The organism is Marinobacter sp. KM021 (assembly GCF_050707965.1).
GTDB classification, from domain to species: Bacteria; Pseudomonadota; Gammaproteobacteria; order Pseudomonadales; family Oleiphilaceae; genus Marinobacter; species Marinobacter shengliensis.
In genome coordinates this window covers 4,240,563-4,266,608 of sequence record NZ_CP136129.1, presented here as the reverse complement: position 1 = coordinate 4,266,608, position 26,046 = coordinate 4,240,563, and the positions used below count along the sequence as shown (strand labels likewise).

Genomic DNA, 26,046 nt, shown 5'->3' with positions numbered 1-26,046 from the left:
GAGAGGAAGGCCATGAAATACAATAAAATACTGGCACTCGTTCCCGCAATTCTGCTCGCCGCCTGCGGCGGCAGTGATGAACAGACCATGAGTGAGCGCTCTGCGCCCGGTTCTGTGGTGTATTCCTTCCCGATGGACGGACAAGCCGATGTGAGTCCGAAAACCGAGCTGGTACTGCGATTCTCACATGCGATAACCGATGATGAAGCCACACTCCGTGAGAAAATCAGTATCCGTTCTGGCGATAGCTCTCAGGACTTTTCCGTCGAGAAAATCGACGGTGGCAAAAGCCTGAAGCTCCAGCCCACTGGCAGGTTAGATATCCTGACCCGCTATTCCGTCACCTTCGAACAGCCGCTGGCAGCGGAGGGCGGTCGCACCGTCGCCACGCCTAATGCGGTCGGCGAACCGGGTATCCAGTTCGACACCCGGGGTGATTTTACCGCCATCGCCAACCTGACCAATACCGACGAAACCTTCCGGGTGGCCTGGCAGGTGCCAGATCAGGGGAGCGCCTTCCAGGCCATGAACTTCTCCACCTTTCGCCTGGCCATGACCCACCCTGTCCACCCGGACTGGAAAAAGCTCGGCGGCACCATCGAACTGCTGGACTCAGACAACCAGGCGGTACCGGCCACTGTTCTGGTCAAAGGCAATCGCATTACGGTTGATCCCTGCGTCACGGCAGACCCGGAAGACTGCGGCAGCAAGGCGGATGTTCTCGAAGCCGGCCAGACTTACACACTCAAGCTCAACAACCTGACCAGCCTGACCAATGGCCCGGATGGCGACCGATTCAGCCAGGAATTCAGCTTCCAGCCCCGCGATACCGGCCCGACCGTGGTGCTTCAACAGGCGGCGGTGGATTCCGGTCTTGGTGAAGGAGCATCGGAAGATGCCGCCCAACGCTCTATCCTGAATGGGCAGATTATCAACGGCGTAACCCTGAACTCGGTGCTCCAGGGCGTGGCTGGTCCTTCCCAGCAAACCGGGGACCTGTTCGCGGAGCTGGCCTACGCCCCCGCCTTCAGGGCGGATGAGGCCCTGCCCTTGCGTGTGCCCAAAGGCAGTGTTCTGAACAGCACCAGCCTGGATGTCCTGATCGGCGGTGCGGTGCCGATCCTGAATGCAGACTCCGGACAACTGCAGACCACCGGGAACATCAAGGTCACCATGTTGTCGGATGCCTCCGGTTACCTCAGCCCGAACCCCTACACTGACAACCAGAATGCCCCGCGTCACATTACCCTGTTTATGGATGTTTCCATGAACACCGAGGAAGCGCAGCCCAATGCCTCGCTGTCTCAGGATCTGATGGGTGTGGAGCTGCGGGGGATTGCACTGGTACAGAATGGCGTGCTGACCATCGACGCCATCGGCATGGTCGAGCCCAACCTGCTGGGCCAGGAGTTTACCGATTCGACTATTGCCTTCCACTTGCAGGCCGCCACAGACGTGGATTCAGTCCTGGATGCAGATACGCTGCGGGAGCTGGACAACACACCACCGCAACTGGTGAGCTGGATGCCAGGCCCTGAGAATGCCACCCCATCTACCCGTCAGTCGATGCAGCGACCGGGTGATCCAGTGATTCTATTCTTTGATGAGCCGCTGGATGCCGAATCTATCAGCAGCGGGGTAACGCTCAAGGCAAATGGAACACCCGTCGCCTTCGATCATAACCTTGATGGCACCGTTCTGGTGCTTAATCCCGAGGGTGGCTTGGAACACGGAGTTCCCTACTCTGTGGAAGTGAACGGCCTCACTGACCTTGCGGGCAACCCTGTGGCACTCGCGCCACTGAATTTTTCTCTTGAGGCTTTGGATGATCCCGAGACCACCGTTGAGTTTGTCTCACCGATTGCACTGACCACCTATCCCGGCTATCCCTGCGCTACCACACCGGTCAATCTTGATTCAGATAACCCGAATCACGGCCGCTGTCTGGATGCAGCACCTGACGGCCCCGCTGGTCAGGTGTTGCCGATCACTACCCTGCCAGAGGATCGGCCGATTACGGTCGTATTCTCTCAGTCCATGAACTTGGACAGCATCCGTTTAGGTGACACTTTTAAAGTGGAAAAACGCGGCGAAGCCGGCGACTTTGCTGAAGTCACCGGTCGACTGGAAAAGAACAATCAGCGCATTCGTTTCTATCCCAATGAAGGTTGGGAGCCCGGCAGCTATTACCGTTACACCATGGCGTCTGTCACTGGCATGAACTGCGAGTCTGCCATCTGCTCAGAGCAAGGCTATCCGCTGCAAACCGATCTCCTGGTTGATCCAGAAGATGTTGGTGGGCCCGATATGGAGATCTACTTCCGTGGGACGGAGGCGGTTAATAGTGTGTTTACGCCGCTTCGCAACCTGCCCGTGCGAGACACCAACTCCAACTATGTGATCGACTGCACCTCGCCCGGTGCGGCTGATTGTCTGGAGCCTTTTGCTCATGAGGAAGATGGCGCAGGAGGTTTCCTGCCCTCGGCAAACGCAGCCAAGCTGGGAGTTATTGGCAATCAGGCCAGCGCACTCGGTATCCCAGTTGGTGCCAGCGTCGGTTGCTCAGCATCGGAGGAATGTCCGGAGAACAAATTCATCTATCAGACCTACGGTCTTAATACCGAAATCATGGGAACGGTAGTGTTGGACGAGGAGACCGGCGAGGAAGCCATTCGGGTTCTGCTTTATCCGACCATGCTGGCCACAACCTCCGCAAGCGTATTCCTCGATGGCTTCGGAGAACAGGCAACCGGCCCGCAGATTCTGCGCATGACCTACGGCGAGCCAACCGAAGACAACCCGATGGGGCTGGTTGAGGGTTTGATTGTTGAGGGCGAAGACGGACACCCCACGTTCATGACTACGGCTGATCTGACCCTGGACGCGCCGAACCTCTCATTACCCATTGCTTCAGCGCTCTCACACGATCTCTATAGCAAGCCGGTAACACTTGAGCTCGATGGCCCCATCGTGTTCTTTGATGATGGACGCATGCAGGTTGAGCAAAGAAATAATAACAGCCCAGGCATTGATGTCCGGGTTAACGTCACGGTGCCCATTATTGGTGAGTTCCTGAGCTATGCAGCATGTGTTGAAGAGAGGGGATTGACTGGCATAGTCACTTGCCTTGCGGACTCGTCAACGGAAACGGAAAGAGGAGACATCACCATTCCTCTGGTTATACCGGAACAAGGCGTTTACCTGAACTTCATCTCCAACCCGGTAAAGGAAATACCGGCTCAGCGTTAACCCAGGCCCTGCCTGCAAGGCCAGTCTCCGGACTGGCCTTTTTTATGAACAAAGGTCAGCTGCCCTTTACCATCCGTTCTTTCATCTGGCGGCCATTTCCTGATAATCTGGTTGCAACTTGAAACCTAAAACAACAATTCCGGGAGAGCCCCATGCAAAACGGCACACACTACCGTACCTGTCATCTTTGTGAGGCCATGTGTGGCGTCGCCATTGAGGTTCAGGATGGCAAGATTGCCTCCATCAAGGGCGACGAGCAGGACCCGCTCAGCCAGGGCCATATATGCCCGAAAGCGGTTGCCTTGCAGGATCTGCATGAGGATACCGAGCGTCTGCGCAAGCCGATTCGTAAAACCGCCGACGGCTGGCAGGAGATCTCCTGGGATGAAGCCTTTGACCTGGTAGCCGAGCGGCTCACAGACGTTCGCAAACGCCACGGCCGCAACAGCATCGGCGTGTACCTGGGCAACCCCAATGTACATAACCACGGCACCCTGATGACCACCATGCCGTTCTTGCATGCCATTGGCACGCAGAACCGGTTTTCTGCCACCTCCAACGACCAGCTTCCGCATATGCTGGCCAGCCTGGAAATGTTCGGGCACCAGATCCTGTTCCCGATTCCGGACATTGATAACACCGACCTGTTCATCTGCATTGGCGGCAACCCGATGGCCTCCAATGGCAGCCTGATGACGGTGCCGGACGTACGCGGGCGGATCAAAGCCCTGAAACAGCGTGGCGGCAAGCTGGTCGTGATCGACCCCCGCCGTACCGAAACCGCCAAACTCGCGGACCAGTTCCACTTTGTTCGCCCCGGCACCGATGCCCTGTTGCTGATGGCCATGGTACATACCCTGTTTGCGGAAAACCTGGTCAATGCCGGTGCTGCGGAGCGGCTGGTGAAAGACATGGATTTGCTGCGGTTGGCTGCGCTTGGCTTCAGCCCGGAATCGGTCGCAGAACCCACCGGCATTGCTGCAGACGACGTTCGCCAGCTGGCCCGGGATTTGGCGAACACCCGCAAGGCCGCGCTGTATACCCGAATGGGCACCAGCACCCAGGCGTTCGGTGCCACCACCACCTGGTTGGCCTACTGCCTCAACATCCTGACCGGCAAACTGGATATTCCCGGCGGCGTTCTGTTTACCCAACCCGCCGTTGATCTGGTGGCTCTGGGTGCCCTGTCTGGCCAGAATGGGCACTTTGCCAAGCGACACAGCCGGGTTCGAGGGTTGCCGGAGTTCGCCGGCGAGTACCCAGCCAGCACCATGGCCGACGAAATGCTCACCCCCGGTGACGGGCAGATCCGTGCATTCGTGACCGTGGCCGGGAACCCGGTTCTGTCGAACCCTAATGGACAACGGCTGGATGAGGCCCTCGAAGGTCTCGAGTTTATGGTGTCGGTGGATTACTACCTGAACGAAACTACCCGGCACGCCGACGTGATACTGCCGCCCACCGCCGCGCTTGAGCGCAGCCATTACGATCTGATTTTCAGCATGTTTGCGGTTCGCAACGTGGCCAAATACAGCGAAGCCCTGTTTGAACCTGTAGCAGACGCTCGCCACGACTGGCAGATTCTTCTGGAACTGGCCCACCGCCTCGAAAAAGCCCGCAAAGGCGGACGTTTGCCGCTACGCTCTGAACTGGGCTGGAAGGCATTCAAAGCCCTGGGGCCAGACCCGATTCTGGACGCCCTGCTGCGCACCGGCCCCTACGGCGCCAACCTGGGCAAGGCGGGCAAACTGGTTCAGCCGGCACTGGACCTGGCCATTGACAGCTTGCCCAAGCGCCATCCCCTGAAAGGCCTGGCCAAACTCAGCCCCCTGAATCGGCGCTGGCAGGAGTTACCCAAAGGTTTGTCATTGTCCTTGCTGAAAGACTATCCCAGCGGCGTTGATCTTGGCCCCCTGCAACCCTCGCTGCCAGAGCGCTTGTATACCCGGGATGGCAAGATACAGCTGGCACCACGCCGATATCTTGCCGATGTAGAACGGCTGAAAGCCTTGCTGGAGCCCGGCAAAGCCGATGACTTGCAGCTGATCGGCCGGCGCCATGTGCGCAGCAATAACTCCTGGATGCACAACAGTCAGCGACTGGTGAAGGGCAAAAGCCGCTGCACACTGATGATGCACCCAGTGGATGCCAAAACCCGTGGGCTGACTGATGGCCAGCAGGCGGAAATCGGCTCCGGCGGCCGATCAGTGGTCCTGCCGGTGGAAGTGACCGAAGATATTATGCCCGGCGTGGTGTCCATCCCCCATGGCTGGGGTCATCATCGCCCGGGCACCGGCCAGTCCACCGCGGCGGCCCATGCTGGCGCCAGCATCAATGACGTGCTCAACGACGCCGATGTGGACCCGGTTTCCGGCACATCCGTGTTAAATGGGCAGGTAGTGAGTGTCAAAGTCTGGCAAACTGAGGCGCAACTCAAGCAGGCCTGACACATTCACCACAGGGAGACACATCATGCCCAGAGGGCTCCAGCTGGTCATCATCGTTATTGGCCTGGTGGCCATAGGCATTCTGCTGTTCTACATCTGGCGCCAGGCCAGAGCGATCTCGGAACACCGGTTGCGCCAGAAAAAATCAGAGGAGTTCCAGGCCAAGCGCCGGGACGAAATGATTGAGAGCATCCGGATTATTGCCATGGCGGTGGAGGAAGACCAGGTGGAGTGCTCCGAGGCTTGCCTGCGACTCAAGGGCCTGTTGGATCACGTTGCCCCGGACCTGCTGGAAAAATCACCGTTCCGGGTGTTTCAGGAGGTTCACGACAAGATTCAGCACATGCCGACTCATCGGGCCCGGCAGGCCACCGACACCCGCTTTGTCGAGAAGATGGATAAAGAACGCCATGCTGTCGAACAGGCCCATTCAGACGAGGTGCGCCGGGCAGCGACCGCCATAAGGCACCACCGTTTCGATTGATCGGCGCCTATTTTGTAATTTTTTGTAACTGACGGCCGGGCGCCCGGAGAAATATAGCAAAGCAAATCAATAGGTTTGGTTTCCGGGCAAACCTGACGTTGCGCTCATGGATTCCGAAGCAGCATTTGGTGCTTTCCTTTTCCCGTAGCTTGTCTAACTTTAAACAAGGACGCTGCCCCCACGCATCCGGGGGCAGAAACCTGTGTTGTTGTCTCCTGATAAGTTTGGACGACTCTGCAAAGCGGTTGAATTTGCCGGCCTTCCAAGGCCGGCTTTTTTACGAGCCTTGGCCCATCATGCCGGCTATGGTCATAATGCTGTCTTTGCTGTTGACCAGCTCATCGAACTGTTCCTCCACAGCCTCTCGATCCAGGCCCAACTCCTCATATACGGAAGCGTCAGCCAGCTTTCCTGCCCCCAGTGCAACCCCTCGTTCTGTCAGCAACTGACGCCCCAGCCAAAGCAATCGCGCGTAATCACTGTGGGGGCCATCGTAGGTGGGATTCTTTTGATACCGGATGGCCAGGGTTACTTCGTCGGGTATGCCCCAGTTTTCCATCAACTGGGCGGAGATTTGCTCACGGGTGATGCCCAGAAGGTAATGCTCGATCACGCTGGAATCGATATGCGGGTTCACTTCCAGAGAGCGGCAAACCAGTTTGAAATGGGGAGGAAACACCTGGGCCAGCACCAGGTGGCCAAAGTTGTGCAACAGGCCAGCCAGATACGCCAGGCCAAACATCGGGCGCCGGCCCCGGGGCATCATACTCGCCAGAATGCCAGCCGATTGCGCCTGCCAGATGGCCTGCTGCCAGTAATCCACGTAGCCATCCGGGTGGTCTTTCGGGTGTTTGAGTGCCCGCCCAAGGGCCAGGCCCATAGCAAGGTTCATCACCAGATCAAAGCCCAGCACCCGCGACACCGCATCGTGCACCGAGCGCACCTGCCCCGCCGCGGCATAAAACGAGGACGACGCCCAGCTTACTACCTGGGCTGCCAGGCTGGGATCGCTCTCTACCACATCCACAAGGTCACCCATGACCGCGTTCGGGTTTACCCGAAGGTGAATAATGCGCTGGGCGGTCTCAGGCAGTGGCGGCAATTCCAGGGTATCCTCCAGCCGCTGCTGGATGCGCAGGCCAGTAAATTTTTTCAGCGCAGAATGCAACTGGTCCCGATCAGCACCGTGATTGTCGAGATTCACAGAGATGGTGTCGGTATCCACCGCAAAGTCATGGCGTTCCGCCTTGGCGGTCAATTGGCGGAAATCCGCCGCTGGCATCATGATCGCCAGTTTCTGATCCGCCAATTCCAGGGCGACGGATTCCAGGTCATCCACCCTCTGGTCGATCACGGTCGGCCAGCCAGTTAACGATGGCAAGGCGGGCAACTCCTGTAATCCGGAGCGCTGGCGCACCCGGACCTGCTCGCGCCGCTGCATCATCCTCAGATCACGGCCGAGCTGTTTGTTCAGAGCCTCAAGATCCAGCAAGTCGTCACGTCGGCAAATAGCCTGCAGATTTCCCTCACTGTCATTCAGCAGCACCATACGCAACCGGTGCTGTGGCTGAACCTGGTTCGCATTTCTCAGCGACACCCCCGCGGCGCTGTCGCCAAGCGCTTGCTGAACCGCAACAGGGAGCTCCATAGCTTTCTCCAAAAGAAGGTTTGATACCTATTTGGCTGCATTGTGCAGCTAATTTCAAGCAAACTCTGGGCAGAAAGTAGGCCAGGCCACAATGTACCAACAGAGTATGGTTTTGGCCTTAAACCTCGCCGTACCGAATATTTTCTCCGAGCCATCGCCTGATCAGAGCAGACACCACAGCTGGCTGTCGCATGAGCGCCGGCGCCATCTCTTTGACGGGTTCAATCCAGCCCTTGTCCCGTTCAAAGTCCGCGAGCCTGAACTGCATCAGGCCCGTCTGGCGGGTACCCAGAACTTCACCAGGGCCACGAATCTCAAGGTCTTTTTCGGCAATAAAGAAACCATCCTGGCTGTCTCTGAGCGCCTGTAACCTTGCTTTTCCGTTATTCGACAACGGCGGGTGATACATCAACACACAGAAACTGGCCTGTTCCCCCCGGCCCACACGCCCCCGCAGCTGATGCAGTTGCGCCAGCCCCAGGCGCTCCGGGTTCTCAATGATGATCAGCGACGCATTGGGCACATCAACCCCCACCTCAATCACGGTGGTGGCCACCAGCAAGTCCAGCTCGCCGTTTTTGAAGCGCTCCATTACGCCGGCCTTATCTACGGCTTTGAGCCGGCCATGGACCAATCCGATTTTCAGATCTGGCAATCGTTCCGCCAGTTCCTGCGCTGTCACCTCTGCAGCCTGACACTGTAGCGCTTCGGATTCCTCAATCAGAGTACACACCCAATACGCCTGGCGCCCTTGACGGCAGGCGGTGCGCACCCGTTCAACAATATCATCACGGCGGGAATCCGGCAGCACAACGGTTTCTATCGGCTTCCGGCCGGGCGGCAGTTCGTCAATCACCGAGGTGTCCAGGTCGGCGTAGGCACTCATGGCCAGGGTTCGAGGGATCGGCGTTGCGGTCATGATCAACTGATGGGGGGCCAACTGACCGCCGACGCCTTTCTCGCGAAGCGCCAGGCGCTGGTGTACACCAAAACGGTGTTGTTCATCGACAATCACCAGGGCCAGGCGCTGGAACTGAACCTCGTCCTGGAACAACGCATGGGTACCGATGGCCACCTGCGCCTGGCCGGAAGCAACCGCTGCCAAAGCCTCCTGACGTGCCTTGCCCTTGACCTTGCCAGACAACCAGGCGAGTTCAATCCCTAAAGGGGCAAGCCAACCCTGGAAGTTCCGGAGATGTTGTTCGGCCAGAATCTCCGTCGGTGCCATCAGGGCTACCTGGGCACCCGAGCCAATGGCTTGTAGCGCTGCCAGAGCTGCCACCACAGTTTTTCCGGAACCAACATCGCCCTGAACCAGGCGCAGCATGGGCACCGGCTGACTGAGGTCTTGTCGGATCTCCTTCATCACCTGCTTCTGGGCGCCAGTCAGGCTGAACGGCAGTTGCTCAAGGAACTGCTCCGGCAAGTCACCGGTCGGCAACAGTGGGAGCGCCGCCCGGGCCTGAATCTGCTCACGCACCTGCAACAGGCTGAGTTGATGGGCCAGCAATTCCTCCATCACCAGGCGCTGCTGGGCCGGGTGCCGGCCCTCCATCAGCAAATGCACCGCCGCATCGGCAGGAGGAGAATGCACCAGTTTGACCGCGTCAGTAATACCAGGCAGTTGATAGTCTGATAACAGTGACGGCGGCAACCACTCCTTGATCGGGAAACGGGCCAGATAACCCAGGGCCTGCTGGCACAGGCCTCGCACCCGGGGCTGCTGAATGCCCTCGGTCAGCGGGTAGACCGGAGTCAGTGTCGCCTCACCGGCAGCTGCCATGGGTGGCGGATTAACCTGGTATTCGGGGTGATAGAACTCATAACCGGCCCGGCCGGGGCGAACCTCACCGAAACAACGAACCCGCGCGCCTTCAGTCAGCTGGTTTTTCTGGGCTGCGTTAAAGTGGAAGAACCGCATCACCAGAAAACCACTGTCATCCCGCAGGGTAACCTGAAGCGATCGACGGCGCCCCATTACCAGGTCGGCCTTCATGACTTCGCCTTCGACCACCGCCACGTCGCCGATGCGCAAACTGCCCATGGGGACTACGCGGGTTCGGTCTTCGTAGCGATAGGGCAGATGAAACAGGAGGTCCTGAATGGAATGGATACCCAGCTTGGCGAGCTTCTCCGCGAGGGCGCTTCCTACGCCCTTGAGCTGGGTAACGGAAATGTCGTCCAGTGACGTCATAACAGCCCTCAGGCGCGCTCAGCGACCACCGGCGTTGCCGTTTTCGCCTTTTCCATCACTCGGCACTGGCTGGCCGCCAGCGACAACACATCAATGGCTTTCGGGCGGGGGAAGGTTACGCGCCAGGCCAGGGCGACCGTGCGGAAGGGTACCGGCGGCGCAAACGGGCGCACCGCCAGGATATCTTCCTGGTATTTGATGGCGGTGGCGGCAGACAGGGGTAATACAGTGATCCCTAACCCGGAAGCTACCATGTGCCTGATGGTTTCCAGAGAACTGCCTTCAGTAACCAGTTCAGGTTGGCCGTTGTCAGTGCGCTTGGTGATGGCATCAACCAATGGCGGGCAGGATTCCAGCACCTGGTCCCGGAAACAGTGGCCCGGCCCCAACAACAGAAGCTGCTCCTTGGACATCTCTTCCGCCGTGATCTGGTCCTTCGCCGTCAGCGGGTGGTCAGCCGGCAGCAACACCACGAAGGGCTCATCATACAGCGGCAGCGTGACCACCTCCGGCTCTTCAAATGGCAAAGCAATGATGATGGCATCAAGATCGGAATGCCGGAGTTTCTGGCGCAGGTTGGCGGTGTAGTTCTCTTCTATGTAGAGCGGCATTTCCGGCGCGGCGCGGCGCAACTCCGGCAACAGGTGCGGGAACAGATAGGGACCAATGGTGTAGATGGCACCCACCTTGAGCGGCGAGTTGAGCTGATTCTTGCCGTCCTGGGCCATGTCCTTGATGACGCCCACCTGGTCCAGAACCCGCTGGGCCTGTTCGATAATCCGCTGGCCCACTTCCGTCACCCGGATACTGCTTTTGCTCCGCTCAAACAACGGAATGCCGAGCTCATCTTCCAGCTTTTTAACCGCCACACTCAACGTGGGCTGACTGACGTGACAACGCTCTGCCGCGCGGCCAAAATGCCTTTCCCGGGCAAGCGTAACGACGTATCGTAACTCGGTGAGTGTCATGGTGAGCTCCGGTCACAGGGTGCAGGTCGAAGTTTCACATACTTTATCAGCGAAAGCATAAGGATTGAAATTGTCTATGGCAATGACGGATCGCAAACATTCAACGCGAATCCTGGTGGCGGGCTGCGGCAAGCTGGGTGGCGACATCGCCTCCTTGCTGGCGAAGACGGCTGACGTGTACGGCTTGCGCCGGAACCCACACAAGGTACCGCCCGGGGTTACAGGTATAGGTGCCGACCTGACCCGGCCAGACACACTGAAGGGCCAGCTACCAGAAAATCTTGATGTGGTGATTTATTGCCTGACACCATCAAGCTACGACGAACCGGGTTACCGGGATGCCTACGTCACCGGATTACAGAACCTGATCAATGCCCAGGGTCCGAATAAATTAACCAAGCTCCTGTTCATCAGCAGCACCAGCGTGTACGCCCAGAACGACGACAGCTGGGTGGATGAACACAGTGAGGCCAGGCCAGACCGCTTCACCGGGCAACTCATTCTCGAAGGCGAAGAGACCGCCCTGAACAGTATTCACCCGGCCACCGTGGTCCGGTTCAGCGGTATTTACGGCCACAGCCGGCAACGCTTTCTGGAGGAGGTTCTTGAAGGGCGAATGAACCCAGAGCCCCCTGCCCCGTTCAGCAACCGGATTCACGAGCAGGATGCGGCCCGGGCGGTCGCCTGGCTGACAGAGAAAGCCATGAAGGGAGAACCACTGGACGATCTCTACATTGGTAGTGATTGCGAGCCGGTGCGGCTGGATGACGTGGTAGCGTGGGTTCGGCGGCAGGTGCCGTGTAAAGATCCGGTGGAGGGTGCCCGTAAGGGCGGCAGAGCTGGCAGCAAGCGATGCAGCAATCAGCGCCTGCTGGCCACCGGCTTTGAGTTCCGGTACCCCGATTACAAGACAGGATACCGGGAACTGATCGACGGCCTTAGCTGAGCACCATCACGGCTTCCATTTCCACAGGCACACCTTTCGGCAACGCTGCCACGCCCACGGCAGCCCGTGCCGGGTAGGGTTCCTGGAAATAGGTCGCCATGATTTCATTCACGGTGGCAAAGTTGGCCAGGTCGGTCATGTAAATGTTCAGTTTGACGATGTCTTTCAGCTCACCGCCTGCGGCCTCGCAAACAGCCTTCAGGTTTTCAAACACCTGGCGGGTCTTGGCGGCGAAGTCACCTGCGACCACTTCCATGGTTTCCGGGTCCAGCGGAATCTGGCCAGACAAATACACGGTGTCCCCGGCTTTCACCGCCTGGGAATATGTACCAATCGCCTGAGGGGCGTTTTCAGTCTGGATGACAGATTTGTTGGTCATGACCTGTAATTTCCTCTCGTTCAAAACGCCAATCGTCACCCTTCGCCGTGGCCACTGTCAACCATACCTCGGTCTGGTCAGTGGCGAACCCGGCTGATGTGGGTCACCGCCCGAATGTTGCGCACCCGGCGCATCACCCGTGCCAGGTGTTTACGGCCATTCACGTGAACCACCAGGCTGACAATACCGAACTTGGCATTCTGCTCTTCCACGTTGATCCGCTCGATGTTGCCATCGGCCATGGCAACGGCATTGGCCATTTCTGCAATCACACCGCGCTGACGCTCCAGCTCTACGCGCAGCTCCACTGAGAACTCATCGGTGATGTCTTTGGCCCATTTCAGGTGGGTCAGGCGGGCACGGCCTTCGTCGTCTTCCGGCAGACGGGAGCATGTGTCGGAATGAATGACCATGCCGTTGCCGGAATCCATCATGCCGACCACCGGGTCGCCCGGAATCGGCTTGCAGCAGTTGGCAAAGCGCACCAGCATGCCTTCCGTACCGCGAATGGTCACCGCACCCTGTTTGTCGACCTCCACATTCTCCAGACTGGCCGGACCATCCAGCGCTTCGTTGCCAGATACCAGCTGCCGCGCCACCAGGTAAGCCATGCGATTGCCCAGCCCGATATCGCCGATCAGGTCATCAAAACTGTTGACTTGATTGTGGTTCACCACAGCCTGTTTCTGGGCATCGCTGATGTCCGCCAGTTTTGCACCGAATCCTTTCAGCGACTTCTTCAGCAGGGTTCTGCCCAGCTCGATGGACTCTGCCCGCTTGCGGGTTTTCAACACATGTCGAATGCTGCTTCGGGCCTTACCGGTGACCACAAAGCTCAACCAGGCGGGGTTCGGCTTGGCGCCGGGCGCAGTGATGATCTCGACGGTCTGACCACTTTGCAGCGGCTGGCTCAGGGAGGCGAGGTTGCGGTTGATCCGGCAGGCAACCGCAGCGTTACCGATATCGGTGTGAATGGCGTAGGCAAAGTCAACCGCTGTGGCGCCGCTGGGCAATTCCATGATGCGCCCTTTGGGCGTGAACACGTAGATCTCGTCAGGGAACAGGTCAACCTTTACGTGCTCGATAAACTCCATGGAGTCATCCGCCCGCTCCCGCATTTCCATCAACCCTTTCACCCAGCGGTCAACCCTAGACTGATTGATGTTGGTGACTCCGGAATCGTCGGTTTTGTACATCCAGTGCGCGGCGATACCGTTATTGGCGATGTGCTCCATTTCCTCGGTGCGGATCTGGATTTCGATGTTCACGTGCATGCCGAACAGGGTTGTGTGCAACGACTGGTAGCCGTTGGCCTTGGGCATGGCAATATAGTCTTTGAAGCGGCCCGGCAGCGGTTTGTAGAGGCTGTGCACGGCACCCAGAATGCGGTAACAATCGTCTTCCGTGTCTGTGATGATCCGAAACGCATAGACATCCATGATTTCATGGAAGGATTTCTGTTTGAACTTCATCTTGTTGTAGATGGAGTTCAGGTGTTTCTCCCGGCCCTGAATGCGCCCGGGCAAACCCCGTTCTTCCAGTTTCTCCTGCAGCTTGCCCCGAATCTCATCAATGATCTCTCGATGACTGCCCCGCAGCTTGTCGACCGCCTTGGAAATGTACCTGGACCGCATTGGGTACAGCGAGGAGAAGCCAAGATCTTCCAGCTCTGTGGAGATGGCATGCATCCCGAGCCGGTTCGCAATCGGGGCATAGATATCCAGGGTTTCGGTGGCGATGCGCTGGCGCTTTTCATAGGGCATCGGCCCCAACGTGCGCATGTTGTGCAGGCGGTCTGCCAGTTTGACCAGGATTACCCGGATATCCTTGGCCATGGCCAGCGTCATTTTCTGGAAGTTCTCGGCCTGGGCTTCGGCTCGGGAGCGGAATTCAATCTGGGTCAGTTTTGAGACACCGTCCACCAGCTCGGCGACATCTTCACCAAACTGTTCTGTCAGCGCGTCTTTGGGGATTCCAGTATCTTCGATAACGTCATGGAGCATGGCCGCCATCAGGCTTTGATGGTCCAGTCTCAGCTCGGCAAGGATGTGGGCTACGGCCAGAGGGTGGGTAATGTAACGGTCGCCACTTTTACGCATCTGCCCTTCATGGGCCTGCTCCGCGTAATAGTAAGCCCTTCGCACCTGATTGATGCGACTGGTATCCAGATACGAACTGAGCTCTTTGGCCAGTTCTTCAACCGTTGCCTCTTCCGACACCGCGCCTCCAGTGTTCTCTGTTCGCCAGGGACAAAAAAGCCCGAATGCATGCATCCGGGCCTTCCCTTGTCCTTCCAGCAGGTTTCTATAGCTACACTATAAAACTGCGGTGACAGATTTCAATGGGTCTCAATCGCTGGCAGGTAAATGTACGCACTCCTGCCGGCGATTTTACTCGTCGTCGTCTTCGGTCAGCAGATCGCGAGTAACTTTACCTTCGGCAATTTCACGCAGGGCGATAACCGTCGGCTTGTCATTCTCTTCAGCAACCATAGGCTCTGAACCTTTGGTGGCAATCTGGCGGGCGCGCTTGGTGGCCAGCATGACCAGCTGGAAGCGGTTATCAACGTTTTCCAGACAATCTTCAACGGTAACTCGTGCCATTATCTTCCCCGACAAAAAGAATCACTGATTTAGCAGACCGCGTAGTTTACTGCCCCTGGTTCAATTTGTATACAGGGAAAACCAGATTCAGTCCCGACTGACAAGACCCGCCAGCAGTTTGCCGTGGCGCAACTGTTGCACCGACATTTTCAGCCGCTGGGCGCGGGTGATGGCCAGCAGGTCGGCCAATGCCACGCCGAAATCGTCGTTTACCACCAGGTAGTCAAACTCGGCAGCGTGCCGGCACTCTTCTTCCGCCTCTGCCAACCGGCGCTCAATCACCTCCGGCGCATCGGTGCCGCGGCCAATCAGGCGCTCACGCAGCACCTCCGCAGAGGGCGGTACAATAAAGATACTGACGCACTCGGGAACCAGGCGGCGAACTTGCTCGGCGCCCTGCCAGTCAATTTCCAGGATAACATCCTGACCTGTCGCCAGGGTCTCGCGGACCCACGCATGAGAGGTGCCGTAGTAATTACCGAAAACATCGGCATGCTCCAGGAAATCGCCCTCGGCAATCATCGCCTCGAACTCATCACGGCTGACGAAGTGGTAATTCACGCCGTCTTGCTCGCCGGTGCGCATGGGCCTGGTGGTGTGAGACACCGACACACCCAGCTGCGAATCCTGACGGAGCATTTCCGCGACAAGGCTGGTTTTGCCCGCGCCCGAGGGAGCGGAAATTACAAACAGGGTACCCTGCTCACCGGCCTGGCTCATGGCTTACTGACTCCAAATACAGTTTGCGCAGCCCCGGGGGCCTGCGAGAAAACCGTGAATTATACGGGGTTTGACTTATATGCGCATCCCGAGCCGTGTTCTACTGATAATATAGCGCGTTAAACCCAGACATCGGGGCCATCAGCCCCTCACCCTGAATCTGCCGATTAGTGGAAGCCCGGAATGGACAAACTCCTGATCATCATGGACCCGAAACACAAGCACCAGACCGCACTGAGCCGGGGTATTGAACTGGCCCGGGCAACCGGCGCCAGCCTCGAAATCGTGGCCTTCGTGCATGAATATCTCGACGCCCTTCCCGCCGACCCGGTGGTTCAGAACAATGCACGCACGGCACTGATCGAGTTACGCCAGGAATGGCTGGAGAAAATGCTGGCACTGGCAGACTGCGACGACCTGAACGTGGTCGCCCACACGGTCTGGGCCAAGCAGATTCACCAATGGATTAACGAGCATTGCGAACGCGAGAATATCAGCGCCGTGGTGAAAACCGGGCATCGATCCGAGACGTTCCTGTACACACCCACCGACTGGCACCTGATTCGTGAATGCCCGGCGCCGGTAATGCTGGTGGCAGACAACAAATGGAAGAAAGCACACCCGATTCTGGCCGCCATTGACCTGAGTTCGGAGAAGCCGGTTAAACGGGCCCTGAACAACCGGATTATTGATCATGCCTGGCGGCTGGCCAAGGCCATGGATACCAAACTGCACCTGGTGCATGCGCTCCACACATCGGTGGTGCTGGCTGATCTGGACATCATTGATACCGCCGCCTATACACGCAAGCGCGAGGAAGAACTGAAGCCCAGAATCGAACACCTGCGCAACACCTGGCACCTGAACCCGGAGCAGGTTCACATTGTCGCTGGCCCGGCACAAAAAGTGATCCCGAGTGTCGCCAACAAAATCAAGGCTGATATGGTGGTCATGGGCACCACCGGCAAAACCGGTCTGGCGGCCAAAGTTGTCGGCAATACGGCTGAGAAAGTGCTGACTCACCTGAGAACCGATCTCGTGGCCATTAAACCGGCCGAGAAAGAATAAGGCAGAAACGGGCCGGTCTACTCCGGCCCGCGACAATCATTCAAGGTTTTGCACCTGCTCGACGAATAAAAATTAAAAAGCATTTATAAACAGTTGCTTGGTGTATTTTTCACAGCCATCGCCGCTCAATACTACCCATTTTACTACCCATGGATAGAAACTCTATCTCTGAGCAGTCCGCGTAGTTACTACCCATGATTATAAACTGGGATAATAGGGAAACTGGGAATCTCGCCCGGATATTTGTTTGTCGACAAAAATGATGTGGGTCAGCCTAATTGCTGTGGTTCGTGCGTAAGGTACAGCTTCAGATGTGGGTCTACAAAGATCTCGCTCAGTCTCAATTCAATGATCAAGAATGAGTGAGCCAACTGGCGTGGAGCAATCCAAGACGTGAAAAAGTTCATGAAAGCAGGTATTCGAGGCGTCCCCGCTGCGATTGTCATTGGGCTGGGCGTTTGGGCCGGGTGGCATTTTCAACCGCAGGACTTGCCCGACGGATTCGCCGCCGGAAACGGTCGGATCGAGGCGGTTGAGATCGATATCGCGGCCAGGACCGCAGGCCGGATCCGGGAGATCCTGGTCAACGAGGGCGACTTCGTCCGCGCCGGCCAGGTCTTGGCGAAAATGGACACGGCCGTCCTGGAAGCGCAGCTCCGGGAGGCCGAGGCGCAGTTGCAACGGGCGCTCATCGGCATCGAGACCGCGCAAAGCCTGGTGACCCAGCGCGAGGCCGAGAGGCAGGCCGCCGAGGCGTTTATAGCCCAGAGGAAGGCCGAGCTCGACGCCGCGCAAAAACGGCTTGTCCGTACCCGGGAGCTCGCCTCAAAAAATGCCGCCTCCGAGGCGCAGCTCGATGACGACCGTGCCGCGGCCGCGGCGGCGAAGGCTGCGGTCGGTGCCGCGGAGGCGCAGGCGGCGGCCGCGCAAGCCGCCATAGGGCGGGCCAGGTCGGATGTCATTGCCGCGGAGGCCTCGGTGGAAGCGGCGCGGGCCACCCTCCAGCGCATTCAGGCGGATATCGACGACAGCGTGCTGAAATCGCCGCGTGACGGGCGCGTCCAGTACCGCGTCGCTCAGCCCGGCGAGGTTCTCTCCCCGGGCGGCGTGGTGCTGAACATGGTCGATCTCACCGATGTGTACATGACCTTCTTCCTGCCGACGGAACAGGCCGGGCGGGTCGCGCTCGGGGCCGAGGCGCGGCTCGTGCTCGACGCCGCTCCACAATACGTGGTCCCGGTCGAAATCTCCTTCGTCGCGGACGTCGCACAGTTCACGCCCAAGACGGTGGAGACGCAAGAAGAGCGCCAGAAGCTGATGTTCCGCATCAAGGCGCGGATTGCCCCGGACCTGCTCAGAGAGCACCTCCTCCAGGTCAAGACCGGCCTGCCGGGCATGGCCTATGTGCGGCTCGACCCGCGGGTGGATTGGCCGCCTGAACTGCAGACGAGACTGCCGCAATGAGCCGGGGGGAGCATGCACAGATCGAGGATGGCGGGGGGGCTGCCGCGCCGGTTGCCCGCCTGCGGGATGTGTCCCTGCGCTACGGCAAGGCGCGTGCCCTCGACGAGGTCACTATCGACATCCCGGCGAACTGCATGGCCGGGTTGATCGGCCCGGACGGGGTCGGCAAGTCAAGTCTGTTGGCGCTGATCGCAGGCGCCCGCGCGGTCCAGACGGGACAGGTCGCAGTGCTCGGCGGCGATATGGCCGATGCGCGCCATCGCCGCCGAGTCGGCCCGCGTATCGCCTACATGCCGCAGGGCCTGGGACGGAACCTCTATCCGACACTCACGGTATTCGAGAACCTCGACTTCTTCGGGCGCCTGTTCGGGCATGACGGCGGCGAACGGGAGCGCCGCATCGAGGCGCTGACCGGGGCCACCGGGCTCAAGCCGTTTCTCGATCGGGCGGCGGGCAAGCTGTCCGGGGGATGAAGCAGAAGCTCGGCCTCTGCTGCGCGCTGATCCACGACCCGGACCTGCTCATCCTCGACGAGCCGACCACCGGTGTCGACCCCCTCTCACGACGCCAGTTCTGGGAGTTGATCGCCGGCATCCGTCGTTCCCGGCCCGGCATGAGCGTGCTGGTGGCCACGGCCTATATGGAGGAGGCGGCACGTTTCGACTGGCTGGCGGCGATGGACGATGGGCGGGTGCTGGCCAGCGACACGCCCGAAGGCCTGCTGCACAGCACGGAGGCGGAGTCGCTGGAGGCAGCCTTCATCCGGCTGCTGCCGGAAGACAAGCGCCGGGATTATCGGGCGGTCGAGATTCCGCCTCGGCCGGAAGACGATGGCGATGCCGCCATCGAGGCCCGGGACCTGACCATGCGCTTCGGCGAGTTCACCGCGGTCGATCATGTGAACCTGCGTGTCCCACGGGGTGAGATCTTCGGTTTTCTCGGCTCCAACGGCTGCGGCAAGACCACGACCATGAAGATGCTGACCGGCCTCCTGCCGCCGAGCGAAGGCCGCGCCTGGCTGTTCGGACACGAGGTGGACCCGCACGACCTCGCGACCCGGCGCCGGGTCGGCTACATGTCCCAGTTTTTCTCGCTCTACACCGAGCTGACGGTGCGGCAGAACCTGCAGCTGCATGCCCGGCTGTTTCACGTGCCCGTTGCCGAGGTTTCAGGGCGAGTGGACGACATGGTTGAACGTTTCGATCTGGCGGCTGTGATCGACAGCCTGCCGGGCCGGCTGCCCCTCGGCCACCGGCAGCGCCTGTCCCTGGCGGTCGCCATGATCCACAAGCCCGAGATGCTGATCCTCGACGAGCCCACCTCAGGTGTCGACCCGGTGGCGCGCGACTCCTTCTGGCGCAGGCTGGTCGAGCTGTCGCGCCGTGACGGGGTGACCATCTTCATCTCCACCCACTTCATGAACGAGGCTGAGCGCTGCGACCGCATCTCGCTGATGCATGCGGGCCGGGTGCTGGTCACCGACACGCCGGCGAATATCGTGCAGCAGCGGGGCGCAGAGACCCTGGAAGAGGCATTCGTCGCGCATCTGGAGGAGGCGTCGGGGGAGGGCGAAGGCGGAGAGGAGCAAACAGCGTCGCTCGATACGGTTAACGCGTCGGCAGGCCATGGCGAACCCCAGGGCTGGCGGCGCATGTTCGATCCCCGGCGCATGATCAGCCACGCCCGGCGTGAAGGGTTGGAGCTGCGCCGCGATCCCATCCGGCTGACGCTGGCGCTGCTCGGCAGCGTCATCCTCATGTTCGTGATGGGCTATGGGATCAGCCTCGATGTTGAGGATCTCACCTTTGCGGTGCTGGATCGCGACCAGACCACCGTCAGCCGCGACTATACGCTCAACCTCAGCGGCTCCCGGTACTTCGTCGAGCGGCCGCCGATCACCGATTATGCCGATCTTGACCGGCGAATGCGCGAAGGCGACATCAGTCTGGCGATCGAGATCCCGCCGGGCTTCGCGCGCGACATTGCCCGGGGCCGGCGGGTCGAGACCGGCGCCTGGATCGACGGCGCCATGCCGACACGGGGCGAGACCGTCCGCGGCTATGTGCAGGGGATTCATGCCCACTGGCTGGCGACCAAGGCGCGCGAGGCCGGCTACGGCGAGGCTTTGGCGGGGCTCGTCAATATCGAGACCCGGTTCCGCTATAACCCGGACGTCAAGAGCCTGGTGGCAATGGTACCGGCGGTGATCCCGCTGCTGCTCATGCTGATCCCGGCCATGCTCGCGGCGCTCAGCGTGGTGCGCGAGAAGGAGCTCGGCTCGATCACCAACTTCTACGTCACGCCCACTACGCGGCTCGAGTTCCTGCTCGGCAAGCAGTTCCCTTACGTGGTCCTGTCCTTCCTGAGCTTCCTGCTGCTCACGCTGCTCGCGGTGACCGTCTTCGGCGTGCCGCTGAAGGGCAGCTTCCTGACGTTGGCGGTGGGTGCGCTGCTCTATATTGGTGCCGCCACGGCCGTGGGGCTGCTGATCTCCACCTTCATGCGCAGCCAGATCGCGGCGATCTTCGGCACGGCAGTGCTCACCATCCTGCCGGCGGCGAACTTCTCCGGCATGATCGACCCGGTCTCGTCCCTGGAAGGGATGGGCCGGCTGATCGGCGAGGTCTATCCGACCACGCATTTCCTGACGATCGCGCGCGGCACCTTCTCGAAGGCCCTCAACTTCTCCGACCTGCATGGCGCCTTTCTCCCACTGGCGCTGGCCGTGCCGGTCCTGATCGGGCTGTCCGCCGCGCTGCTCAAGAAGCAGGAGCGATAGTCTATGCGCCTTGCCAATATTTGCCATCTCGGTGTCAAGGAGCTGCGCAGCCTTGTCCGCGACCCGATCATGCTGGTGCTGATCGTCTACGCCTTCACCGTTTCCGTCTACACGGCGGCCACGGCCATGCCGGAGACCCTCAACAAGGCGCCGATCGCGGTGGTGAATGAGGATCGCTCGCCGCTGTCCTGGCGCATCGTCAGCGCCTTTTACCCGCCGTACTTTGTTCTCCCCGAGGTGATCGAGCAGGCCGAGATGGACGCCCGCATGGATGCCGGCCTCGACACCTTCGCTCTTGACATCCCGCCCAACTTCCAGCGTGACCTGCTGGCAGGGCAGCGGCCCACGGTCCAGCTCAACGTCGATGCCACGCGCATGAGCCAGGCATTTACCGGCAGCGGCTATATCCAGACCATCGTCACCGACGAGGTGCGCGCCTTCGCGCAGCGTTATCGCGAGGTTCCGGAGTTGCCGGTCGATCTGGCGCTGCGGATGCGCTTCAATCCCCAGCTCAACAAGTCGTGGTTCGGCGCCATCATGCAGGTCATCAATAACGTGACCATGCTCTCCATCGTCCTCACCGGCGCGGCGCTCATCCGTGAGCGCGAGCACGGCACCGTCGAGCATCTGCTGGTCATGCCGGTCACGCCTTTCGAGATCATGAGCAGCAAGGTATGGGCGATGGCGCTGGTCGTCCTTGCCGCCACCGCCTTCGCACTGACTGCGGTGGTGCAGGGTTGGCTGTCCGTGCCCATCGAAGGCTCGCTCGCGTTGTTCCTGGTCGGGACTGCGCTGCATTTGTTCGCGACCACCTCGATGGGCATCTTCCTGGGCACCGTCGCCCGGTCCATGCCGCAGTTTGCCTTGCTGCTGATGCTGGTGCTGCTGCCGCTGCAGATGCTCTCCGGGGGCTCGACGCCGCGCGAGAGCATGCCGGAGGCCGTCCAGTACATCATGCTCGCCGCGCCCAACACCCACTTTGTAATGCTGGCCCAGGCCATTCTGTATCGTAGCGCGGGCCTCGCCACCGTGTGGCCGCAATTCCTGGCCATCGCCGTTATCGGGAGTACCCTTTTTGCCTTGGCCCTGACCCGCTTCCGGCGAACACTCAGCACCATGGCCTGACGGACCTGATGCATGGCAGCGTGGAGTTGCGCCGGGCACACTCCGACTAGAACCAGTTATTCAGCAGAATCCCCACGCCAAACCGCTCGATACGCTCGTTATAATCAATCAGACTCTCCCCATACCCGTTGTAGTACTGGAAAAAGCCCTTCATCGTATCCCCCATCGGGAAACTGTACCCGAACTCCACCGACGTCCGATTGGTAGAACGCATATTGTTCAAAAGCTTCAGCGAGAACGTGCGGTCCTCTGTCAGCTTGTAAACCGCGTGGTAACTACCATGTCCGAGATACTTCTCGATATCCGAGTTGTCGTCATCGCTGCCACTCTCCGGCAGCCGGAACCAGGGGTTAACCATAAACAGCCAGCGGTCATAGCTGTAAGCCGCGGTGCCCATGATCCGGTTCCAGCTGCGCGACCGGGGTTCTGATTGACCGTTAGACTGGTGATTGAAGCTCAGAGACACCGCACTCAGAGTGCCAGGCCCAAGATCCCAGTCCAGCCGGTGCCGGAAGAAAATCTCGGGCTCGTAGTTGGTTTCACGGAAGGGAGCGGAGTCTTTGGTGTTGTACACCTGCCAGTAGGACTGCTGGGTATAGCCAAACCAGAAGGTGGTTCGATCATCAAAAATGCCAGTCAGCAGTGGAATCTTGAAACTGATCTGGTATTTCGCCTCTTCCTCTTCCAGAGCGAAGTCATAGCCGGCGGGGCCCAGTCTCGGGCTGGTGGGCCTTGGGTTAGGGTCGTCCACATAGGTGAATGGCAGGATGTAGTTGGGGCGGTGGGTCACAAAACTGCCGGTGAATGAAAAAATTGCCTTCTCCGCGGTCAGGTAATTATCCACCAGGGCTGTCATCAGACCGGTGTCTGAGTCGTCCTCAAGAGCATCGCTGACGATCTGCTCCCGCCGGGCATCATCAGCCACCGGAATAGCGGCTTCCTCATCCGCCTGCTGTAACGTGTCTTCGTCCGCCGCTTTTCTGGCGGCAATGGGGTCATTCTGGGCGTCATAGCAGGCAAGTCGCTGGATGCCGTCCCGGATCAACGCACAGTTAACGGTTTCTTTCTGTTCATCCGGTGCAGCCTGAGCTGCCACCGTGGGGCTGGCCATCGCGAACATCAGCGTAAGCGCCCAGGCTGCTGAAAAACCGTAAGGATATCTTTTCATCGCGTCTTCTCAATTGGCAGCGGTCAGGCTGATCCAGGTGTTGGCAATGCTGCAAATCCGGACCCCAGCAGGCTCAATGCCAGCAGAAGAAAAATCAGCTTGTGCCGGATGTTAGCTTAACCGCTGGCTGACACAACCCAGCACAGGTACATAACGTCTGTTTCTTCGCCGTGAAGCAGGCTGCGAGCCTGGTGCATTTCCGGATCGCGTTTTCTGGCCCGGTTTTTCGTGGACGGCGATGCGGCAAGCAGCGTCGCGTCCACCACGGTGCCCTCGCGTAGCATCAGCCCCTGCCCAGCCAGATGAGCGTTGATCGCCTCAAACAGCTTGCCGGTGAGCCCTTCGCGCTCCAGCAATCGGCGACACTTGAGCAAGGTGGTCGCATCCGGTGCTGACTCCCGGCCAAGGTCAATGCCAACGAAACGCCGGATCGCCTGATTGTCGTAAATCGCATCCTCGATGCCTTGGTCCGAGAAGCCAAAGCACTGTTGGGGCCACTAACATACAGCCGCAACATTCGTCCCAGGCCCATGGGTGGGCGCCCCCGGCCCACCGCCTTTGGGGTAAAACGCTTCCAGTTACGCTTCCAGCGCATCCCACGGAGGCCTGCACGGTCCCCAGTTTGAGCGAACCGGCAATGTGAATAATGTCATCCCAGTGCTATTCGATCTTGTATTGACGCAACTCCGGGCCAGCTCATCAAAGAGTTCGACAACATGGGTGTGGCTATCCGGTTCCTCGACGATGGGATCAGCACCGAGGGGATCATGGGCAAGATGGTAGTCACCATCCTGTCGGCCGTGGCCCAAGCCCGAGCGTCAGCGCATACTGGAACGCACCAACGAGGGCCGCCTGGAGGCCAAGGCCAAAGGGGTCAAGTTTGGCCGTAAACCCAGGGTGGACAAGGATAGAGTCCGTGCCCTGCACAGCCAGGGAGTGGGGGCTACGGAGATCGCCAGGAGGTTAAAGATAGGCCGGTCAACAATCTATAAAATACTGGCATCTGACCAAACGCAGTGATTTTGCTAATATCTACAGCTTGACTGTATCGCATTTGAGATACAAAGTAGAGTTACGCATGACAAACGGAGAATTCATCATGGCTCACACTTCAATGCTGCACGTTCGTGTGGACGACGAGCTGAAGGCTGATGCAGCGGAAAAGCTCGCCAGCTTCGGCTTGACGGTATCAGATGCCGTCCGCATCCTTCTAACCCGCGTAACCAAAGAGGGCGGATTGCCCGTTGGGTTAACGGCTGATCCGGAAGCCCATGACGCCTGGTTCCGCGATAAAGTGAAAGAGGCCCTGGCTGATGCCCGACCTACCGTTCCTCATCAACAGGTAATGGATGAGGCACAAGCGTTGATCGACAGAAAGCGTCGCCGTGCCTGAACTGGAATGGCTGGAACTGGCTCGTACCGATCTGCTAGGGAGTGTCGATTACATCTCTGATGACAATCCCGATGCAGCACAGCGCGTAAAAGATGATATCGAGATGAAAGCTGAAAAGCTGCCGGAGTTCCCCACAATAGGCCGCCCTGGTCGGGTTGAAGGGACCCGGGAACTCGTCGCCTGGTCGAACTATATCCTCGTGTACCAGGAGGATGCCTTGACGGTACGAATACTGCGCGTGTTACATGCTGCGCAGCAGTGGCCGCCAACCGATTAACACCTGAATCAAGGGCTTTCTCCTCAGCCTAGCCGGCGAAGACCTTGATGAAGACCCTGCGACATATTCCTTGACAACTACCGGTCCGCAACGGCCACCAGCAGGCTGCATGGCGCGTGGGCGAGCAGCGAAGCGCCGACGGAGCCGTGCCACCACCGGGCCATCGCGCTCTGTTCACGGTGACCGACCACGACCAGATCCGCGCCGACCTCGTGCGCCATTCGGCCGATCTCCTCGGCGGGGTTGCCCGCAGCGAGGCGCGTGTCGACGGAAAGCCCCGCCCGCCGCAGCGCTTCCGCGCCCTCCGTCAGCACGCGGCGCACTTCCTGATATTCTCGCTCCGGCAGGTCTGAGGGTGCCGCCGCTTCAGCGAGCGCGACACCCAGTTCATGGGTGACGACGGCGAGGAGATAGACACGAGCCTGGCAAAGCGAAGCCAGCTCGGCCCCCTGGTCCAGCGCCTCACGGCCTTGCCGGCTGCCGTCATAGGCTAGGAGGATCGTCCTGTACATCGTGGTGCTCCTTTCTGTGATCGGGATGGAACGCCTTTCCCGGTCCTCTGCTCTAGACAGTGCTGCCTTCGGGGCTACATCCCTCGCCATTTGATACTTAGCTATCTATTGATTATAGTACAGCTACATAATGATGCAGGCAATGAGATGACGAAGCCACTTCACGATCAGGAACAATTCGGCCTTCGCCTCGGGCTGGTCGCCCGGCTGTGGCGCGCCGAAATCGACCGGCGGCTGGCCACCTTTGGCCTCACCGAGTCCCGCTGGTTGACCCTGTTACATCTCTCTCGCCTGCCCCAGGCGGCAACCCAGCGTGAATTGGCCGAGGCGGTCGGGGTGCGGGGGCCGACCCTGGTACGCGCGCTGGACCGGCTGGAAGCGGAGGGGCTGATCGAACGCCGCACGGAAGCCGCCGACCGGCGCACCAAATCGGTTCACCTGCGTGCGGAGGCTGCCCCTGTTCTGGAACGGATCGAAGCTACCACAGCGGCGGTGCGGGCGGAAATCTTATCCGACCTGTCCCATGCCGAGGTGGCGACCTGTCTGAAGGTCTTCGAGAAGATCGCCGACAAGCTGGGCGGCACCCCAAGGGCGATGCAGCCTGTGGACAAAAACTGATGAG

At 59.5% G+C, this 26,046-nt stretch carries 21 protein-coding genes and 2 pseudogenes; 13 read left to right on the top strand and 10 right to left on the bottom strand.

The window, feature by feature from the left end; translation table 11 throughout:
* Positions 1–12 precede the first annotated feature (12 nt).
* The 3 genes from RVM24_RS19870 to RVM24_RS19860 all read left to right on the top strand — a co-directional run bounded on the left by RVM24_RS19870 (position 13) and on the right by RVM24_RS19860 (position 6,180).
* The gene (locus tag RVM24_RS19870; protein ID WP_431474641.1) at positions 13–3,249 is read left to right on the top strand and encodes an Ig-like domain-containing protein; all 3,237 of its coding nucleotides are present in this window, start codon (positions 13–15) and stop codon (positions 3,247–3,249) included.
* A gap of 152 nt (positions 3,250–3,401) precedes the next feature.
* Complete coding sequence (locus RVM24_RS19865) at positions 3,402–5,696, top strand: molybdopterin oxidoreductase family protein (RefSeq protein ID WP_431474640.1); 2,295 nt, start codon at positions 3,402–3,404, stop codon at positions 5,694–5,696.
* A gap of 25 nt (positions 5,697–5,721) precedes the next feature.
* On the top strand, positions 5,722–6,180 hold the full coding sequence (locus RVM24_RS19860) for a DUF2489 domain-containing protein (RefSeq protein ID WP_431474639.1): 459 nt from the start codon (positions 5,722–5,724) through the stop codon (positions 6,178–6,180).
* 277 nt (positions 6,181–6,457) lie between these two features.
* Here the strand turns inward: RVM24_RS19860 and RVM24_RS19855 are convergent, their stop codons facing one another.
* The 3 genes from RVM24_RS19855 to RVM24_RS19845 form a co-directional block, all read right to left on the bottom strand.
* Entirely contained in the window at positions 6,458–7,828 is a 1,371-nt protein-coding gene (locus RVM24_RS19855; RefSeq protein ID WP_431474638.1) for an HDOD domain-containing protein, read from the bottom strand.
* Between the two features lie 118 nt (positions 7,829–7,946).
* Positions 7,947–10,022 (bottom strand): ATP-dependent DNA helicase RecG, encoded by a 2,076-nt coding sequence (gene recG, locus RVM24_RS19850; RefSeq protein ID WP_431474637.1) that lies wholly within the window; start codon positions 10,020–10,022, stop codon positions 7,947–7,949.
* An 8-nt stretch (positions 10,023–10,030) separates the two neighbouring features.
* Complete coding sequence (locus RVM24_RS19845) at positions 10,031–10,990, bottom strand: hydrogen peroxide-inducible genes activator (RefSeq protein ID WP_058091990.1); 960 nt, start codon at positions 10,988–10,990, stop codon at positions 10,031–10,033.
* 76 nt (positions 10,991–11,066) lie between these two features.
* Here RVM24_RS19845 and RVM24_RS19840 point away from each other — a divergent pair, with 76 nt between their 5' ends.
* Positions 11,067–11,936 (top strand): sugar nucleotide-binding protein, encoded by an 870-nt coding sequence (locus tag RVM24_RS19840; protein WP_230713487.1) that lies wholly within the window; start codon positions 11,067–11,069, stop codon positions 11,934–11,936.
* Here the strand turns inward: RVM24_RS19840 and RVM24_RS19835 are convergent.
* The 4 genes from RVM24_RS19835 to gmk form a co-directional block, all read right to left on the bottom strand.
* A complete protein-coding gene (locus RVM24_RS19835; RefSeq protein ID WP_011784170.1) occupies positions 11,929–12,315 on the bottom strand; it encodes a RidA family protein in 387 nt (128 codons plus the stop codon). The two genes, RVM24_RS19840 and RVM24_RS19835, sit on opposite strands and share 8 nt — an antisense overlap.
* Before the next feature lie 77 nt (positions 12,316–12,392).
* On the bottom strand, positions 12,393–14,534 hold the full coding sequence (locus RVM24_RS19830) for a RelA/SpoT family protein (protein ID WP_431474636.1): 2,142 nt from the start codon (positions 14,532–14,534) through the stop codon (positions 12,393–12,395).
* A 171-nt stretch (positions 14,535–14,705) separates the two neighbouring features.
* Complete coding sequence (gene rpoZ / locus RVM24_RS19825) at positions 14,706–14,918, bottom strand: DNA-directed RNA polymerase subunit omega (protein WP_058091993.1); 213 nt, start codon at positions 14,916–14,918, stop codon at positions 14,706–14,708.
* 87 nt (positions 14,919–15,005) lie between these two features.
* Positions 15,006–15,638: a guanylate kinase gene (gmk, locus tag RVM24_RS19820; RefSeq protein ID WP_061332570.1), complete on the bottom strand. Its 633-nt coding sequence runs from the start codon at positions 15,636–15,638 to the stop codon at positions 15,006–15,008.
* A 183-nt stretch (positions 15,639–15,821) separates the two neighbouring features.
* Here gmk and RVM24_RS19815 point away from each other — a divergent pair, with 183 nt between their 5' ends.
* From RVM24_RS19815 to RVM24_RS19800, 4 genes and pseudogenes are all read left to right on the top strand, one after another.
* Positions 15,822–16,706: a universal stress protein gene (locus RVM24_RS19815; RefSeq protein ID WP_431474635.1), complete on the top strand. Its 885-nt coding sequence runs from the start codon at positions 15,822–15,824 to the stop codon at positions 16,704–16,706.
* A gap of 405 nt (positions 16,707–17,111) precedes the next feature.
* Positions 17,112–18,170, top strand: a complete 1,059-nt coding sequence (locus tag RVM24_RS19810) for an HlyD family secretion protein (protein ID WP_011784165.1) — start codon at positions 17,112–17,114, stop codon at positions 18,168–18,170.
* Positions 18,167–20,949: pseudogene (gene rbbA / locus RVM24_RS19805) on the top strand (ribosome-associated ATPase/putative transporter RbbA). Before RVM24_RS19810 ends, rbbA begins: the two are co-directional and overlap by 4 nt.
* 3 nt (positions 20,950–20,952) lie before the next feature.
* Positions 20,953–22,074, top strand: coding sequence for an ABC transporter permease (locus RVM24_RS19800; protein ID WP_011784164.1), 1,122 nt, complete (start codon positions 20,953–20,955; stop codon positions 22,072–22,074).
* A 46-nt stretch (positions 22,075–22,120) separates the two neighbouring features.
* On the opposite strand, the gene RVM24_RS19795 is transcribed toward RVM24_RS19800, so the two are convergent.
* Both RVM24_RS19795 and RVM24_RS19790 read right to left on the bottom strand, forming a co-directional pair.
* Entirely contained in the window at positions 22,121–23,194 is a 1,074-nt protein-coding gene (locus tag RVM24_RS19795; protein WP_036149235.1) for a phospholipase A, read from the bottom strand.
* Between the two features lie 230 nt (positions 23,195–23,424).
* Positions 23,425–23,789, bottom strand: a pseudogene (locus RVM24_RS19790) (transposase); the annotation flags it as partial.
* Between the two features lie 169 nt (positions 23,790–23,958).
* Between RVM24_RS19790 and RVM24_RS19785 the strand changes: the two are divergent.
* From RVM24_RS19785 to RVM24_RS19770, 4 genes are all read left to right on the top strand, one after another.
* Positions 23,959–24,132 (top strand): hypothetical protein, encoded by a 174-nt coding sequence (locus tag RVM24_RS19785; RefSeq protein WP_431474634.1) that lies wholly within the window; start codon positions 23,959–23,961, stop codon positions 24,130–24,132.
* Positions 24,133–24,139: 7 nt separating this feature from the next.
* Positions 24,140–24,262 (top strand): helix-turn-helix domain-containing protein, encoded by a 123-nt coding sequence (locus RVM24_RS19780; protein WP_431474633.1) that lies wholly within the window; start codon positions 24,140–24,142, stop codon positions 24,260–24,262.
* 79 nt (positions 24,263–24,341) lie between these two features.
* Positions 24,342–24,635, top strand: coding sequence for a type II toxin-antitoxin system RelB/DinJ family antitoxin (locus tag RVM24_RS19775; protein ID WP_011784162.1), 294 nt, complete (start codon positions 24,342–24,344; stop codon positions 24,633–24,635).
* Entirely contained in the window at positions 24,628–24,912 is a 285-nt protein-coding gene (locus tag RVM24_RS19770) for a type II toxin-antitoxin system RelE/ParE family toxin (RefSeq protein ID WP_431474632.1), read from the top strand. Before RVM24_RS19775 ends, RVM24_RS19770 begins: the two co-directional genes overlap by 8 nt.
* Positions 24,913–24,989: 77 nt before the next feature.
* On the opposite strand, the gene RVM24_RS19765 is transcribed toward RVM24_RS19770, so the two are convergent.
* On the bottom strand, positions 24,990–25,424 hold the full coding sequence (locus tag RVM24_RS19765; protein ID WP_011784160.1) for a universal stress protein: 435 nt from the start codon (positions 25,422–25,424) through the stop codon (positions 24,990–24,992).
* Positions 25,425–25,571: 147 nt separating this feature from the next.
* On the opposite strand from RVM24_RS19765, the gene slyA reads away from it, so the two are divergent.
* On the top strand, positions 25,572–26,042 hold the full coding sequence (gene slyA / locus RVM24_RS19760) for a transcriptional regulator SlyA (protein WP_011784159.1): 471 nt from the start codon (positions 25,572–25,574) through the stop codon (positions 26,040–26,042).
* Positions 26,043–26,046: the final 4 nt, after the last annotated feature.